Below are 16,563 nucleotides of genomic sequence, written 5' to 3'. Positions count from 1 at the left end.
GCGACGCCGACTTCAACGATCCCACCGCTACCGATTTGGCTGGAGATCAGTACCTCCTGCCCGGAACGGTTCGAACATAAAACAGTGCAGGAGCAACCCTCTCATGACGTCGAGCACCGACGCCGACTCCAGTCGTGAATCCGTCGCCGCGGCCCGCGAACAGGCGGCGCGCGAGCGCCGCGCCCGGCCGCGCGCCGAGGTGACCGGTCCGCGCGAGCGCACCGGCAAGCCGGTCCGCAAGCGGTCCGAGGGCCAGTGGGCACTCGGCTACCGCGAGCCGCTGAACCCGAACGAGCAGAGCAAGAAGGACGACAACCCGCTCAACGTCCGGGCCCGGATCGAGAACATCTACTCGAAGGGCGGCTTCGACTCGATCGACAAGGCCGACCTGCGCGGCCGATTCCGCTGGTGGGGCCTCTACACCCAGCGGGAACAGGGCTACGACGGCACGTTCACCGGCGACGAGAACATCGACCTGCTCGAGGCCAAGTACTTCATGATGCGGGTGCGCTGCGACGCCGGCGCGCTCAACGTCGCGCAGCTGCGCACCATCGCCGGCATCTCCACCGAGTTCGGCCGCGACACCGCCGACCTGTCCGACCGCGAGAACGTCCAGTACCACTGGATCGAGGTCGAGAACGTCCCGGAGATCTGGCGCCGCCTCGAAGAGGTCGGGCTCAAGACCACCGAGGCCTGCGGTGACTGCCCGCGTGTGATCCTCGGCTCCCCGCTGGCCGGCGAGTCGCTCGACGAGGTCATCGACCCGACGCCCGCGATCGACGAGATCGTGAAGCGCTACATCGGCGACAAGCGCTACTCGAACCTGCCGCGCAAGTTCAAGACCGCCATCTCCGGTCAGCAGGACGTGGTGCACGAGATCAACGACGTCGCCTTCATCGGCGTCGTGCACCCCGAACACGGTCCGGGACTCGACCTTTGGGTCGGCGGCGGGCTGTCCACCAACCCGATGCTGGCCCAGCGCCTGGGCGCGTTCGTCCCGCTGGACGAGGTGCCGGATGTGTGGGAGGGCGTCGTCGCGCTGTTCCGCGACTACGGCTACCGCCGCCTGCGCAGCAAGGCGCGGCTGAAGTTCCTGGTCAAGGACTGGGGTGTGGCGAAGTTCCGCGAGGTGCTCGAGACCGAGTACCTGAAGCGGAAGCTGATCGACGGCCCCGCCCCCGAACAGCCGCAGCGACCCATCGACCACGTCGGGGTGCAGCGACTGCGCAACGGGCTCAACGCCGTCGGCTTCTCCCCCATCGCCGGCCGGGTGTCGGGCACCATCCTGACCCAGGTCGCGGACGCGGTGGCGGCGGTCGGCTCCGACCGGATCCGGTTCACCCCGTACCAGAAGCTGATCGTGCTCGACGTCCCCGACGACAAGGTCGAGGAGCTGATCGACACGCTGCGCCCGCTGGGCCTGCACGCCCGCGCCTCGGCGTGGCGGCGGAATCTGCTGGCCTGCAGCGGAATCGAGTTCTGCAAGCTGTCGTTCACCGAAACCCGCAAGCGCTCCCAGGTGCTCGTGCCGGAGCTCGAGGAGCGCTTGGCCGACATCAACGCGCAGCTCGACGTGCCGATCACCGTCAACATCAACGGCTGCCCGAACTCCTGCGGCCGGTCCCAGATCGCCGACATCGGGTTCAAGGGCCAGCTGGTGGACGACGGTGAGGGGAATCAGATCGAGGGCTTCCAGGTTCACCTGGGTGGCAGCCTCGGCCTGGACAGCGCGTTCGGCCGGAAACTGCGCCAGCACAAGGTGAACAGCACCGAGCTGGGCGACTACATCGAGCGTGTGGTGCGCAACTTCGCCAAGAACCGCAACGAGGGTGAGCGTTTCGCGCAGTGGGCGGTCCGCGCCGACGAGGCAGACCTCAGGTAACCGGGAGAGATCAAGCATGGCAACCACTTTGGAAAAGCTGTCCGAGGACGAGCTCCGGCGGATCGCGACCGACGGCGCCGCACAGCTGGGCCCCGACGCCACCGCGCTCGAGCTGCTGCAGTGGACCGAGGACACCTTCGGCTCCGGCTACATCGTCGCCTCCAACATGCAGGACGCGGTGCTGGTGCAGCTGGCCGCGCAGGTCCACCCCGGCGTGGACGTGCTGTTCCTGGACACCGGCTACCACTTCGCCGAGACCATCGGCACCCGCGACGCCGTCGAGATGGTCTACGGCGTCAACATCGTCAACGCGACCCCCGAGCACACGGTCGCCGAGCAGGACCAGCTGCTCGGCAAGGACCTGTTCGCCCGCGACGCCAACCAGTGCTGCGCCCTGCGGAAGGTCGCGCCGCTGAAGAAATCGCTGGCCGGCTACAACGCCTGGGTGACCGGCATCCGCCGCGTGGAGGCGCCGACCCGCGCCAACGCGCCCCTGATTTCCTTCGACGAGGCGTTCGGCCTGGTGAAGATCAACCCGATCGCGCCCTGGTCCGACGACGAGATGGCGGCCTACATCGAGGCCAACGGCATCCTCGTGAATCCCCTTGTGGAAGAGGGATATCCGTCCATCGGTTGCGCTCCGTGCACGCGGAAGCCGGAACCGGGATCCGATCCGCGAAGCGGCCGCTGGGCCGGCCTCGCCAAGACCGAATGCGGGTTGCACCAGTCATGACATCTCTCGAAACGGAATTCGACACCCTCTCGGCCCTCGAGAGCGAGTCCATCCACATCTTCCGTGAGGTCGCGGGCGAGTTCGAGCGGCCGGTGATCCTGTTCTCCGGCGGCAAGGACTCGACGGTGCTGCTGCACCTGGCGCTCAAGGCCTTCTGGCCGGCGCCGCTGCCGTTCGCGCTGCTGCACGTCGACACCGGGCACAACCTGCCCGAGGTGCTGGCCTTCCGCGATCACGTGGTCGCGAAGTACGGCCTGCGCCTGCACGTCGCCTCGGTCGAGGAGTACCTGGCCGACGGCCGGCTGCAGGAGCGCCCGGACGGTATCCGCAACCCGCTGCAGACCGTGCCGCTGCTGGACGCCATCGCCGAGCACCGCTTCGACGCGGTCTTCGGTGGTGCCCGCCGCGACGAGGAACGTGCCCGCGCCAAGGAGCGGATCTTCTCGCTGCGGGACGCGTTCGGCCGCTGGGACCCGAAGCGGCAGCGGCCCGAGCTGTGGAACCTGTACAACGGCAAGCACGCGCCGGGTGAGCACGTGCGGGTGTTCCCGCTGTCCAACTGGACCGAGCTGGACATCTGGCGCTACATCGCCCGCGAGGACGTGGAACTGGCGAGCATCTACTACGCCCACCAGCGCCCGGTCTACCAGCGCGACGGCATGTGGATGACCCCGGGCGTCTGGGGCGGCCCCGCCGACAACGAGGTGCTGGAGACCAAGTCGGTGCGCTACCGCACCGTCGGCGACGGATCCACTACCGGCGCAGTGCTTTCCGAGGCCGCGACCAACGAGGACATCCTCGCCGAAGTCGCCGCGTCCCGCCTCACCGAACGTGGCGCGACTCGCGGTGACGACCGTGTGTCGGAGGCCGCCATGGAAGACCGCAAGCGAGAGGGTTACTTCTGATGTCCGACCTACTACGCCTGGCTACGGCCGGTAGCGTCGACGACGGTAAGTCCACCCTCGTCGGCCGCCTGCTCTACGACACGAAATCCGTTCTGGCGGACCAGATCGACGCGGTGACCCGCGCCTCGGTCGACCGCGGTCTGGCCACGCCGGACCTGTCGCTGCTGGTCGACGGCCTGCGCGCCGAGCGCGAGCAGGGCATCACCATCGACGTGGCGTACCGCTACTTCGCCACGCCCAACCGGACTTTCGTGCTGGCCGACACCCCCGGCCACGTGCAGTACACCCGCAACACGGTGTCCGGCGCGTCGACCGCGAACCTGGTGATCCTGCTGGTCGACGCCCGCAAGGGTGTCATCGAGCAGACCCGCCGGCATGCCGCGGTGATGGCGCTGCTGGGCGTGCCGAAGCTGGTGCTCGCCGTGAACAAGATCGACCTGGTCGACGACCCGGCCTCGGTCTTCGCGACTATCGTCGCCGAATTCTCCACGCTCACCGCGAAACTCGGCTGGGCGCCGGAGGATGTCGTGGAGATCCCGGTCTCCGCGCTGCACGGCGACAATGTCGCGTCGCGCTCGGCGAACACGCCGTACTACGACGGCCCGTCGCTGATCGAGTATCTGGAGTCGGTGCCGGTCGACGCCGAGCGCGGCCGCGAGGTCGGGCTGCGCTTCCCGGTGCAGTACGTGATCCGCCCGCGCACCGCCGATTACCCCGACTACCGCGGTTACGCCGGTCAGGTCGCGGCCGGCACGGTGACCAAGGGCGACGAGGTCGTGGTGCTGCCCTCGGGCACCCGCACCACGGTCGAGAAGATCGACACCCCGGACGGGGAGCTGGTGTCCGCGCAGCCCGGCCGCAGCGTGACCCTGCTGCTCACCGACGACGTCGACATCTCGCGCGGCGACACCATCGTCGCGGCCGCCGACGCCCCGGAACCGATCGACGCCTTCGACGCCACGGTCTGCTGGCTGGGTGACAAGCCGCTGCGCCCCGGCGCCCGGCTGCTGCTCAAGCACGGCACCAAGACCACCCAGGCCATCGTGGGTGCCCTGGTCGAGCGCTTCGACGAGCAGCACATGGCCTCGGATCCGAGCCCGGAGTCGCTGTCGCTCAACGACATCGGCCGCATCTCGATCCGGGTCGCCGACCCGATCGTGGCCGACGACTACAGCGTGAACCGCCACACCGGCAGCTTCCTGCTGATCGACCCGGCCGGCGGCAACACGCTGGCCGCGGGCCTGGTGGGCGACGCCCTCACCGCGGTCGAGGTCGGCACCGCCGCCTGACATTTCGGCCCTGACCGGGGACGGATGCGAAAGCATCCGTCCCCGTTGCCGTTTCCGGGGTAGATCCTGGCATTCCACACTGCGCGTTGACATCTCGATGCGACGAGGGTATCTCTTTGATCAGAGGGCAGTCCAATCATAGACGACTTTTAAGTCTATGAGTCATAGAATATCTATTCCGATCGAAGGGGCGTGTCGTGTCGAGTGCAGTAAGATTCCCAGACGGTTACTCTGGGGGTGTGTCTGGCCCCTATGACCGCCCCACCGACCTGCCGGGGTCCATGACCTGGGAGGAACTGGAGCAGCTCCCCGAGGAGATCGCCGACCGGATCGAGCTGTGGGACGGCCGAGTAATGTGGATGGCCAGCGCCTCGGCCGGTCACGACACGTGCCTCCGGCGGATGGCGAACAGTCTCGAACATGCGACACGGCTGCTGAAATCGCCACAGCCCGAGGAATGCTGGCGCGTGATCACCGACCACGCCGTCCACCTCGACAAGAACAACCTGTCGGACTTCCTCAAGCCGGACTTCCATGTGTACCGGTGTAAGTCGCTAGCCGAAAAGATATGGGCCGAAGACGTTCTGATGGTCGGCGAGGTATTGTCACCCTGTAATACGCCGAAGCTCCAGGACGCCAAGTTGCAGCGCTACGCCGAGGCGGGAATTCCCTGGTACTGGGAAGTCGAACTCGACGACGACCGCCAGGCCATCACCTCGATCGTCGCCCACGTCCACTGCCGCGCGGCCGAGATGCGCACGGGCGTACAGGCATTGCATCCCGACAGGTACTTCGAAGTCGCACGGTGGACGCCCGCCGACGAGGTCGGCGTAGACATCGATCATCCATTCCCGATCCGCATCCCCTGGACCGACCTCGAACTCTGACACGGGACCGACTGTGAACTGCCCCGTCGAACGCGAGCGCCATACCGGCCTGCCGGAATTCATGACCTGGGCAGAACTGGAGCTACTCCCACAAGAGATCGGCCGCGAAATCGAGCTGTGGGAAGGGAAGGTCGTCTGGAACCCACGCGGTCAGCGCGCACATTCGCGCTTCATTCGCCGTGCGACCAATGCCATCGAGCGATGCGCGGACGAGACGACAATGCTCAACCCATCTATCGCAGGCTGGCTTGTGTGCCACCGGGTAGACGTGTTCCCAGATCTCGAGCAGATGTCCGATTTCCTGACTCCCGACATCGTGGTCACCCGGCGCATGCCGCTCACTGAATACGTTCGGGCCGCAGACACTCTCCTCGTCGGAGAGGTCCGGTTCCGATCGAACCCGTGCTACATCGAAGCCAAGAAGGCCCGCTACGCGCATGCCGGTATCCACTGGTACTGGGAGATCGTCATCGCACCGAGCGGCGAATCGATCACCGCGGTAAAGGCATACGAGCGAACAACCCTGACCTACAAGCTCGTCGGCGAATGGACCTCCGCCGACGAGCACGGCATCGCCGTCGACCAACCGTTCCCCATCCACATCCCGTGGACCGAGCTCGAATTCTGACCGGCGTAGGTTCAGCCGACTGCGGTCCCCGGCATTCGATCGGACCGTGCCGGGCGCAGGGCCAGCAGCGCTACGACTCCGGTGACGCAGCCGACCGTGATCGCCAGGGCGACCAGGGCCGGGTAGGCGCGGAACGGTTCGGTGAATTGCGCTGTGCGGCTTTGGGGGTGCAGGGGGTGGGTGATGGAGGGCAGGTAGAGGGTGCCCAGGGCGAGGACCGCGGCGGCGTTGTCGACCGGGCGGAGGGTGAACAGGTAGTAGCCGACCAGAAATGCGATCGGGAGGTGGAGCAGGCCGTTGCGCGGGAGGTCGGCACCGGCCATGATCGGCAGGATCGCGGCGAACACCAGCAGGGCGAGGATTGCGAATCGCGGTGACGGGTAACGGATTGCGGCCCACAGTCCGAACGCGGTCGCGGCGAACAGCAGCAGGACGCCCCACTCCGACAGGGACCGGTACCCCACCGAATCGCAGACCGAGATCAGCGCCACCACGAGCAGGATCGCCACCCCGTCCCGGCCGGGCAGCAACAGCGCCGACAGCAGGGCGGCGCCGACCGTCAGGACGACCGCGGTCACGACGATGGTGTTCAGGTGGCGGTCGTTCGGCACGTGCGCGTGCTCGTCGACCCAGCTGCTCAGGATCAGCATCGCCGCGGACAGGATCGCGGCCGAGATGAGAGTCGACCCGCGCGGCGACTGCGGATATTCGATCAACAGTGGCCGCGGGTCCCGGCGATGGCGCAGCAGGCACAGGATCGACAGGATCGCCGCCGGGCCGACGAGCAGCAGGGACGGCATGTCCGCATCGTGGTCGGTGGTACCGGCCATCAGGTCGACGATCTGGTTCAAATCACCGAAGATCCAGAACCCGACCGCGCCGAGTCCGTACCCGACGGCCACGATCCCCCGGTCGAGCACGGCCACGCCCAACGCACCCAGCGCGACACCGCCGAGCACGGCCTCGACCGCGTTGTAGGTGACGTAGGTGCCGGATTCGGGCCGGACCAGGTAGTCGGCGACGACGTGATCGAGCAACAGTCCGGTTGTGGCGACCGCGACGGTGGTCCACGCGGCCCGCCTCCCCGCCATCGCGGACAGCGACGCGGCAGTCAGTACCGCGACCACCACCCCGATCGACGGCGCCTCGGTCACCGAGTTCATCCGGGCCCCGTAGCCGGCATAGACGTCGGGACCCGCCCAGCGGAAGTCGGTCGGCACGAAGACGGCGGTTCCGGCCGCGGCGGCGATGAAGAAACAGGCGAAAGCCTCCAGCACGCGATTGCGGCGGGATCCGGCGGCGCGCCGCCACCGACCGGCGGCAGCCGGTGCTACGGAGACCGACGGGACACCGGCACCCTGCGTCACGCAGTCATCGTATGGCCTGTGACCTGCGATGGAACCGATCGGCGCGGGTGAATGATCCGGCTGTGCGGGACAGCTCGCGGCGTCCGTGAGAATGCGCGGCGGGGCTTACCGCACGCGGCGGGGCTTACCGCACGCGGCGGGGCTTACCGCACGCGGCGGGGCTTACCGCACGCGGTGGAGCTTCCGGCGCACGGGAGCTTACGGCGCGCGGGGGCTTACGGCGTGAACCAGCGCTCCAGCACCTGAGCCACTCCGTCGGCGCTCACCTCGGCCGTGACCTCGTCCGCGGCCGCCTTGACCTCCGGTACGGCATTACCCATGGCCACCGAGCGAGCCGCCCACTCGATCATGTCGACATCGTTGTAGCCGTCCCCGATGGCGAGGGTGGCCTCCCGCGGCACGCCGAGTTGCCGGCGCAGCCGTTCCAGGGCCGCACTCTTGCTCACGCCCGGCTTGGTCGCGACCAGCCAGGGTTCGTTGTCGCCCTGGATCCAGCCGGCGTCGGGCAGGTCGACCTCGGCCATCCGGGCGATCATCTGGTCCAGGTCACCGGCCGGCCACCAACCACTCAGGCGCGCAGTCGGTTCCGCGACCAGTTGCTCGTCGGTGACCAGGTGGAATTCGCCGCCGCGGATGCTGCCCGGGAAGAAGTCGGTCGCCCACACCCCGACCCCGACCTTCTCCACCGCGAGCACCATCTCCGGGAACAGCGAACGCAGCACTACCGCAGCGGCTTTCGGATCGAAGGTGTGGACGTCGAGCGGCGCCCAGGTCGCGAGGTCGGCGCGCACCGCGCCGTTCGAGCAGATCACGTGCCCCGCGGACAAGCCCAGCTCACCGACCACCTGCCGCGTCGCCACCAGGGTGCGGCCGGTGGCGATCACGACGTGCGCGCCGGACGCGGCCGCGGCCAGGACCGCCGCCCGCACGCGCGGCGACACCGATGCCCCGGTCTCCAGCAGGGTGCCGTCGACATCGAGCGCGATGAGCTGCGGTGCGCCAACGGTGATCGCCACGCGGCCATTGTTCATGCCGGCTATCCGATCACGATCATCGTCCGGCCGCTACCGTTCGGTAGCCGGGCAATCGGTTCGCGACCCGCCATTACCGGCGAATCCGGCTGCGGCACAGCGCTATCGGGGCACCAGCACGGTGACGAGTTCGTCCACCACGGAGTCCGCCAGCGGCCGGTCGGTGGCGAGCATCCGGTACCAAGCGACCCCGAACACGATGTCGGCCACGGTATCCGGTGCGATCAGCGGCGGCAGGTCGCCGCGGGCGCGGGCCCGGTCGACGATCACCGCGAGCGCGTCCCGCCGGCGCTGCAGGAAATCGGCCCGAAAGCGGGCGCCGAAGTCGGCGTCCACCTGCGCCTGCGCCATGAGCGCGCGCAGCGCCGCCACGACAGTCTCGTTGCGCCCCAACGCAATGCTGGCCCGCAAGAAGGCGCGCAGGTCGGCCGCATAGCTGCCGTGGTCGTCGACGGGGACGTAGAGCTCCGCCTTGGTGGCCAGGGCGTCGAGCAGGACGTCCGCCTTCGACGGCCACCAGCGGTAGACGGTCTGCTTGCCGGTTCCGGAGCGGGCGGCGATGCCCTCGACGGTCAGGCCGGCATAGCCGAGTTCGGCGGTGAGTTCGAAGGCCGCGGTCAGGATCGCGAGCCGGGACTCCTCGCTGCGTTTGCGGCCGGGCCGCGGGGGTTGGCTGTCCACGGCTTCGATGCTACCTTGAATTCGAACCGAGACGTACCGGTTCGAATTAGCGGAAGGAACTCGTCATGAGCAACCCCACTGCCCTCGTCGTCGGCGGCACTTCCGGCATCGGCCTGGCCACCGCCCGGCAGCTGCGGGCCCGGGGCGCGACCGTCCACATCGCCGGGCGCGACAAGCAGCGACTCGACGCGGTCGCGACCACCGATCCCGACTTGATCGGCCACTGTGCCGACGGCGGCGACCGGGCCGCGATGACGGCCCTGGCCACCGAACTCGGCGGCATCGACTGGCTGGTGGTGACGCTGGCCGGCAGCGACGGCGCGGGCCCCATCGCCGACCTGGACCTGACCATGCTGCGCAACGCGTTCGAGGCCAAGTTCTGGGGCCACCTCACCACCGTCCAGGCGGTTCTGCCCCACCTGAGCCCCACCGGTTCGATCACCCTGCTGGGCGCGGTCACCGCCCGAGCCGGCATGCCCGGCACGGCCGGCATCGCAGCCGTGAACGGCGCCGTCGAGGCCCTGGTGCGCCCGCTCGCCGCCGAACTGGCACCGATCCGGGTCAACGCGATCTCCCCCGGCTTCGTCGACACCCCGTGGTGGAGCGGACTCCCGGCCGAGATCAAGCAGCCGTACTTCGAGCAAGCGGCACAGGCACTTCCGGCCCGCCGGATCGCCACCGCCGAAGACGTGGCCGAGGTAGTGGCACTCGCGGCCACCAACCCCAACATCACCGGCACGATCATCGAAGCCGACGGCGGGGCGCGCCTGGTCTCGATGCCCTGAGAACCGACGATCGCCCGCAGACGCGAGAACCACCGAATCCCCACTCCCAGTGGCGTATTCGCGATGCTCACCCGGGTTCGTCGATCACGTCCGAACTCACCGCGCTGTCCGGTCGTCGTAGTGCCGGCGCCGGCGATGTCGGCGTCCTTGCCGACGTATCCGGCACGCTCGACCAGAAGTTCGGTGGTGGCGATCAAGGTCCGAGCCGATACCCGGTTCAGGGTGGCCAAGCGCGGCGATCATCGGGTTCCTGACCGAACGCCGATCCGGTATCACCGGTGAAACCGCTGGCAGGCCGCGCCAACCCGGGCCGATGGCAAAAGGTGTGTACCGAATTCGGCTGGGTGGCAAACACGTGAGCACCGCGACCCGCGCGACCTGACCTGGGCCACCGCGGGCCAGCTGACCAGCGTTGCAGTACTGGCCGGCAAGGGTGCGGCAAACCCTGAAGCACAGCAGCTTCCGTTGCCGCCCGGCTTCACTTCGGCGGACGGGGAGTCCGGGGGTGCGGATAGGGTGCGGTCGCGTCTGTTTCGCGACCGCACCCATCCACCGGCCGAATTCGCTCCGCAGTCGAATCCGGCTGGGGTTCCGGGGTTCTCGGGGCTACTTGTGGAAGCCGCCGGTCAGGCCGCCCATGGGGGAACCGCCCATGCCGCCGCCGGTGCCGAGGCCGCCCATCGGGTGCGAGGCGGGTGGGGCGCCACCGCCGGACAGGCCGCCGCCGTGCATGCCACCGGTGTTCATCCCACCCCCGGTCATGCCACCGGTGTTCATGCCACCGCCGGTCGCGCCGCCGTGGGTCGTTCCGCCGCCGGGGGACGTGCCACCCGTGGTACCGCCGCCGGATGTCGAACCGCCGGTGGATGTTCCGCCGCCGTTGGACGTGCCACCCGTGGTACCGCCGCCGGTGGACGTGCCGCCGGTAGAAGACGTTGTGCCGGTGGAGGTGTTACCCGAGCCACCCGTGGTGCCGGTCGAGGTGCCACCAGAATTCGTCGTGCCACCGGTCGTACCGCCGCTGCCCCCGGTGCCGCCCGTCGATCCGCCGCTCCCCTCGGAGTCCCCGGTCGATCCGCCACTACCGCCGGTGGAACCCGCGGTGTCACTCGTCGATCCCCCGCTACCGCTGGTGGAACCTCCGCCTGTGCCCGTTGATCCCCCGGTGCCGCCGGTGGATCCGCCGCTGTCCGTCGATCCACCGGTACCGCCACCGGTCGAACCGCCTTGTGTCCCACCCGATGCCGCACCGCCCGTACTCCCCCCGGCACCTCCGGACGCGCCGGTCCCGTCCGAGCCACCGGTCGACGAGGCACCACCGGTGGCACCGCCGCCGGATGTCGAACCGCCGGTGGATGTTCCGCCGCCGGTCGAACCACCACCCGCCGATGCGCCACTGCCCGGCGCCGTGCCGCCACCCGTCGAAGCGCCACCGTTCGCCGTACCCCCGTCGGGCCCGGGCTCCGAGATCGGCACCGCCACCGGCGTTCCCGAGTTTCCGTTGCCGCCGGTCGACGGCTCGCCGGGCAGGCCCGGAACGTGACCGCCGGGCAGGCTCACCGTCGGGATCGGGCCGATGAACGGCGTGCTCCCGCCGGCCCCCGGAGTACCCCCGATCCGCGAACCTGATTGGAACGGCAGCGGATTGACGAAGTTCGCCGGATCGGCGTATGTGGTCGTACGGGCGAGCTGCGGCGGGTCGCAGTGCGTGCCGGGCCCGTGCGCGGCCACCGAGTGCTCGATGTCCGCCGATACGGCTTCCGAGACCGCCTGTGCGACACCGGTGAACGTCCGCCACGGGCCCGCCAGTGCGTCCAGGCGGACCTGCGTGCTGGGCAGGCCCGGCACCGTGCGGGTGCCGTCGAGCAGCAGCAGGTCACTGACGCTGTGGTGCCCCTGGCCGGGGCCGGCGAGAACCGGAGCGAATTCGATTGCGGGACCGTCGGTTCCGATCGGCCCACCACCGATCATGCTGACCGCCGACACGGCCAGTGCCGAGGCGACCGCCGCACCGGAGACGACGGCCGCGCCGCGCGCGTAGCGGCCGAAGTTGCTGCCGAAGTCGGCCATTCGCGCCGCCGCCAGCGCCGCTCCCACGGCCGCGGTGTGGCCGGGATCCGACGACATCACGACCGGACGGCCCAGTTCGGCGAGCACGTCGGCGACTTCCGGCGGCCGGGTGGCCGCGCCCACCAGCAGCACCCGGTCGATATCGGACAGCTCCAGCCCGGCGCCGGCGACACACCGCCGCACCACCTTCAACGAATTGCGGATGTGCCAGCTGCGCAGGCGCGTGGTCTGCTGCGCCGGAACGATTTTGGAGACCTGCCCGGCCGTACCGGGCGCGAGGGCGCGAGCGTAGCGCGCCAGTACCGCACCCAGCGGCCGACCACCGAACTCGTGCGATCGCACGGCCGAGCCGAGCAGCCCGCGCTTGCCGCTGCACTCCTCGGTCCGGACCACCGCCACGTCGAGGCTGGTGGCACCGAGGTCGTAGACCAGGGTCAACCCGTTTCCGGTCAGCTCGAATTCCTCGTCGAGCCATTCGACCGCCGCGACGGGTTCGGGCATGAGCAGCACATCGGCCGAACCCGACCAGTCGAGTGCGTGCCGCAGCGCGGATACCTGACGTTCGGTGTAGCAGGCCGGATAGGTGGCGACCGGCCCGTCGGCCGGTTCGTCAGCGGCCAGCGTGCAACCGATCACCGCGGCTATCAGATCGGCCGGGGTCCAAATGCGCCCGCCTAGGACAACCGGTTCCGGATCCGTGGTGAGATCGGCAAAATCGGTGACAATCGGGGCGAAACGGGAAATTCCACCCAATTTCGCGCCGCGTCCGTCGAATGTGACCGCAGTGCGCCGAGTGCGCACGGCGGGTAGTCCACCTTCTCCGGAGACTCCGGCCCACACGGTATTCACAGCGCCGATACTCATACCGAAACAAAGACTCATTGCCATCCCGTCAACGCACCGAGACCACGGCCCCAGGTTGGCGTACGAGGTGGTCGCGGTCGTTTACCAAACAGCGAACACAGGTTAGCCGCCATACCGCGATCTCGAATGGCGAATCCGGAGAAAAACTTTCAACCCAGCAATTGCCGTGCCATTTCCGCAGGTTAATCGGTGACCAGGTCGAATAAAAGGAAAAAGGCATGCATTAATTCAGATAGCACATCGATACCCCGGCTACCGCCCAGTAATTACCGACCGAATACCGACCGGTTCGTGGTACATGAAAGAACTATCCGCAGCATGAATCGGATTCGGGCGCTATCGAACACCACGCGACGGCCGCCCACCCCACACCATTCGGCCAATAGGGACAATAACGACGAACGGCGGCGGTCCAGTGGACCACCGCCGTTCGGCATTCGCGGTACTACTACGCGAGCAGCTTCAACCGCCACTTCGACTTCGGCACCGTGGCACCACTGCGCAGCGCTTCCGGCTGCCGCCGTGTGACCAATCGGTCGAAATCGGCGGCATCCCGCGCGGGTGTTTGCAACCGGCCCGCATTGAAATCGTCGACCAGCTGACGCACCGTCTGCTGCGCACACGACTTGTTCGTGCCGATGAACCCGGTCGGCCCGCGCTTGATCCAGCCGGTGACATAGGCGCCCTGCACGACCGACCCGTCGACCTCGTCCAGGATCCGGCCCTCGACGTTCGGGATGACGCCGGCCTGCTCGTCGAACGGCACGCCCGGCACCGCGACGCCGCGGTAACCGACCGAGGTCAGCACCAGGCCCGCGTCCAGCACCTCGGTCTCGCCGGTCGGGATCGCGCGCAGGACGCCGTCCGAACCGGCCTCCAAGGTGTTGCGCGCCAGTTCGATCCCGGTCACGTGGTCGTTACCCAGGATCGCGGTCGGCGAGGACAGGTAGCGGAACACGATCCGCTTGCGACCCAGTACCGGGCGGTCGGCGACCGCGCGCAGCAGGCGCAACTTGTGCTCCACCTTCTGCGGCATGCTCGAATCGGGCTCGGGCACATCGCCTTCCACGGCGATGTCCAGGTCGGAGCCGAGCAGGCCGATGAATTCCGGCACGGTGAACGCGGATTCGGCCGGGCCGCGGCGGCCGACGACGACCACCTCGCGAACCTGGCTACGCCGCAACGCCTCCAGCGCCTCGGCGGACACGTCGGTACCGGCCAGCTCCTCCGGGTCCATGGTCAGGATCCGGGCGACGTCCAGCGCCACGTTGCCGTTGCCGACGATGACCACGCGCGGCTGGGACAGGTCGAAGGACCGGCCGGCCTGATCGGGGTGCCCGTTGTACCAGGCGACGAACTCGGTGGCCGAGATGCTGCCGTCCAGGCCCTCGCCCGCAACCCCGAGCTTGCGGTCGCTGGAGGCACCCACCGCGTAGATCACCGCGTTGAAGTGGGCCAGCAGCTCATCGTGCGAAACATGCTCGCCGACAGCCACATTGAGGTAGGTACCGAACCCGGGCTGCGCCGCGATGACGTCGAACAGGTCGCTGACCTTACGCGTCTTGGTGTGGTCGGGCGCGACACCGTGCCGGGCCAGACCGTAGGGCACCGGCAGCTTGTCGAACATGGTGACGGTGACGCCCGGCTGGGTCAGCAGCTCGTCGGCGGCGTACATCGCCGACGGGCCGGAACCCACGACGGCCACGCGCAGCGGCCCACCGACCACCTCGGCCGGCGGAATCGGACGCGCCAGCGTCGGGCGCGGCCGCTCCTGCCGGTAGAAGTCGGCGTTGATCTCGATGAACGGCAACTGCTGCTCGGTCAGCCGCTTGGACGACACGATCGCGTCGACCGGACACGCGGTCGCGCACGCACCACAGTCGACACAGGCCTGCGGGTCCACGTACAGCATCTCGGCGGTACGGAAATCGGGCTCGTCGGGCGTGGGGTGGATGCAGTTGACCGGGCAGGCGTACACGCACGAAGCATCGCTGCAGCAGGACTGTGTGACGACGTACGGCACTGTACGCGTACCTCACTCTCAGGGGACTGGCTGGACTGACGGGGTAGGTCAGGCGACCTTGTTGTGGAGCGCGGAACGAATCGGCTCCGAGCGGTACCGGCTGGACGGGCCGTCGATGCCCAGCAGCTTCCAGATCGCCTTCGAGACCGGGTTCATCAGGCGCAGCTCCTTGGCCAAGGCCCGCACGTCGACGAAGTAGTCGGCGAAGACCTGCTTGGCCTCCTTGGAGCCGTAGAACAGCTCCTTGCGCACCGAGTCCGGAATGCCGAACTCGTCGAAGAACTTCCGCGGCGGGGTCGCGATGGACCGGCCCAGGATGAACATGATGATCGGCATCATCAGCGACAGGCCGAACTGGTTCAGCTTGCCGGTCGCGGGCACGTGGTGCTTGAGGTACTCGTGCGCGAAGGAGATGTGGCGGGCTTCCTCGGCCACGTGGATGGACATGACGCCGCGCATGATCGGGTGGATCTCCTCACCCGAGCGCAGGATGTCCTTCTGGATGTGGTCGATCGGCTCTTCGCCGGCCAGCACGGCCATGAAGAAGAAGTTGGGGAAGGCGTTGGCGACCGGCAGGGCCACGAACCGGATCAGCTTGGTGAGCGGGCCCATGCCGGGCACGTCGTCGCCGATGCGGTTGACCATCTCCTGGAACATCTGGGTGTGGTTGATCTCCTCACCCATCTCGTGGCTGCAGTACCGGAATTCCTTGTCGCCGTTGGCGACCTTGAACGCGGTGTAGTTGACCATGCCGACGATGAGGATCGACTCGAACTGCAGGCCGACCTTGGCGATGTTGGACTGGCGGTACTTGCCGATGGCGATCTTCTGCGCGTCGGTCAGCGCCCGGTACCACGGGTGGCGGCCCAGCGGGTCGGCCGACTCGGGCAGGATCCAGCGCTCGGGCTTGGTGTCGGCATCGAAGTCGGGGTTGTCCCAATCGATGTCCTCGAACGGGTCGAAGTGCTTGTTCACCGAGCCTTCGGACAGGAGCATCAGCTTGCCCGCGTACTGCATAGCCTCTTCGACAATCGGGTCCAGATCGGACTCCGGAGCGACAGACGTCATCGTCGGTCCCATCCCTTCCGTTGAGTAACTGTGTTTCATGGTTACACCAACGCGGGGTTACGTCAATAGGCGCGCGGGGCAGTGTTCGCGGCGCGTCTGGTTACCCGCCGGTACGCCCAGGAAAGGCCGGTCGGAGCGCCGATCGTCACCCTCGACGGTGATTATGACGGGCGTCACAATTCACCGAGGACCCGTCGTCCCACCTGGGCATCCGTCGACCGAAGCCCGCGCCACGAGGGCTCGCACAGCGAATCGTGCGCAGCCGACGGCCGAACCGGCCCGGCCGCGCCGGAACACCGCCGGCAAACCACCCGCTCGAGACGGGGTCACCCTATCCGCGGTGCCCCGGC

Annotated in this window: 13 protein-coding genes; 7 read left to right on the top strand and 6 right to left on the bottom strand. The window is 68.2% G+C overall.

What is annotated here, in order from left to right; all coding sequences use genetic code 11:
• Positions 1–103 precede the first annotated feature (103 nt).
• From EBN03_RS13425 to EBN03_RS13400, 6 genes are all read left to right on the top strand, one after another.
• Positions 104–1,882 (top strand): nitrite/sulfite reductase, encoded by a 1,779-nt coding sequence (locus EBN03_RS13425; RefSeq protein ID WP_233608353.1) that lies wholly within the window; start codon positions 104–106, stop codon positions 1,880–1,882.
• Between the two features lie 16 nt (positions 1,883–1,898).
• Positions 1,899–2,615, top strand: coding sequence for a phosphoadenylyl-sulfate reductase (locus EBN03_RS13420; RefSeq protein WP_122188297.1), 717 nt, complete (start codon positions 1,899–1,901; stop codon positions 2,613–2,615).
• Positions 2,612–3,520, top strand: a complete 909-nt coding sequence (gene cysD / locus EBN03_RS13415; protein WP_407671137.1) for a sulfate adenylyltransferase subunit CysD — start codon at positions 2,612–2,614, stop codon at positions 3,518–3,520. The genes EBN03_RS13420 and cysD overlap by 4 nt, the downstream gene beginning before the upstream one ends.
• A complete protein-coding gene (locus tag EBN03_RS13410) occupies positions 3,520–4,809 on the top strand; it encodes a sulfate adenylyltransferase subunit 1 (RefSeq protein WP_122188295.1) in 1,290 nt (429 codons plus the stop codon). The genes cysD and EBN03_RS13410 overlap by 1 nt, the downstream gene beginning before the upstream one ends.
• A gap of 281 nt (positions 4,810–5,090) precedes the next feature.
• Entirely contained in the window at positions 5,091–5,696 is a 606-nt protein-coding gene (locus EBN03_RS13405) for a Uma2 family endonuclease (protein ID WP_122188294.1), read from the top strand.
• A gap of 13 nt (positions 5,697–5,709) precedes the next feature.
• Positions 5,710–6,324 carry a PDDEXK family nuclease gene (locus EBN03_RS13400; RefSeq protein WP_233608352.1) on the top strand — a complete coding sequence of 205 codons (615 nt, stop codon included), beginning with the start codon at positions 5,710–5,712 and terminating at the stop codon, positions 6,322–6,324.
• Positions 6,325–6,335: 11 nt separating this feature from the next.
• On the opposite strand, the gene EBN03_RS13395 is transcribed toward EBN03_RS13400, so the two are convergent.
• The 3 genes from EBN03_RS13395 to EBN03_RS13385 all read right to left on the bottom strand — a co-directional run bounded on the left by EBN03_RS13395 (position 6,336) and on the right by EBN03_RS13385 (position 9,403).
• Positions 6,336–7,691: a hypothetical protein gene (locus tag EBN03_RS13395; protein WP_122188293.1), complete on the bottom strand. Its 1,356-nt coding sequence runs from the start codon at positions 7,689–7,691 to the stop codon at positions 6,336–6,338.
• Between the two features lie 215 nt (positions 7,692–7,906).
• The gene (locus EBN03_RS13390) at positions 7,907–8,707 is read right to left on the bottom strand and encodes an HAD family hydrolase (RefSeq protein WP_233608351.1); all 801 of its coding nucleotides are present in this window, start codon (positions 8,705–8,707) and stop codon (positions 7,907–7,909) included.
• Positions 8,708–8,824: 117 nt separating this feature from the next.
• On the bottom strand, positions 8,825–9,403 hold the full coding sequence (locus tag EBN03_RS13385; RefSeq protein WP_122188291.1) for a TetR/AcrR family transcriptional regulator: 579 nt from the start codon (positions 9,401–9,403) through the stop codon (positions 8,825–8,827).
• A 65-nt stretch (positions 9,404–9,468) separates the two neighbouring features.
• On the opposite strand from EBN03_RS13385, the gene EBN03_RS13380 reads away from it, so the two are divergent.
• Complete coding sequence (locus EBN03_RS13380; RefSeq protein ID WP_122188290.1) at positions 9,469–10,188, top strand: SDR family oxidoreductase; 720 nt, start codon at positions 9,469–9,471, stop codon at positions 10,186–10,188.
• A gap of 606 nt (positions 10,189–10,794) precedes the next feature.
• On the opposite strand, the gene EBN03_RS13375 is transcribed toward EBN03_RS13380, so the two are convergent.
• From EBN03_RS13375 to EBN03_RS13365, 3 genes are all read right to left on the bottom strand, one after another.
• Complete coding sequence (locus EBN03_RS13375; protein ID WP_158675612.1) at positions 10,795–12,894, bottom strand: Hsp70 family protein; 2,100 nt, start codon at positions 12,892–12,894, stop codon at positions 10,795–10,797.
• 676 nt (positions 12,895–13,570) lie between these two features.
• Positions 13,571–15,145, bottom strand: a complete 1,575-nt coding sequence (locus tag EBN03_RS13370; protein ID WP_122188288.1) for an FAD-dependent oxidoreductase — start codon at positions 15,143–15,145, stop codon at positions 13,571–13,573.
• 48 nt (positions 15,146–15,193) lie between these two features.
• Positions 15,194–16,213 (bottom strand): AurF N-oxygenase family protein, encoded by a 1,020-nt coding sequence (locus EBN03_RS13365; protein WP_122188287.1) that lies wholly within the window; start codon positions 16,211–16,213, stop codon positions 15,194–15,196.
• Positions 16,214–16,563: the final 350 nt, after the last annotated feature.

Source organism: Nocardia stercoris (assembly GCF_003696265.1).
Lineage (GTDB): Bacteria > Actinomycetota > Actinomycetes > Mycobacteriales > Mycobacteriaceae > Nocardia > Nocardia stercoris.
Note: the sequence above shows the minus strand (reverse complement) of the source record. Positions and strands in the feature narration are given on the sequence as shown.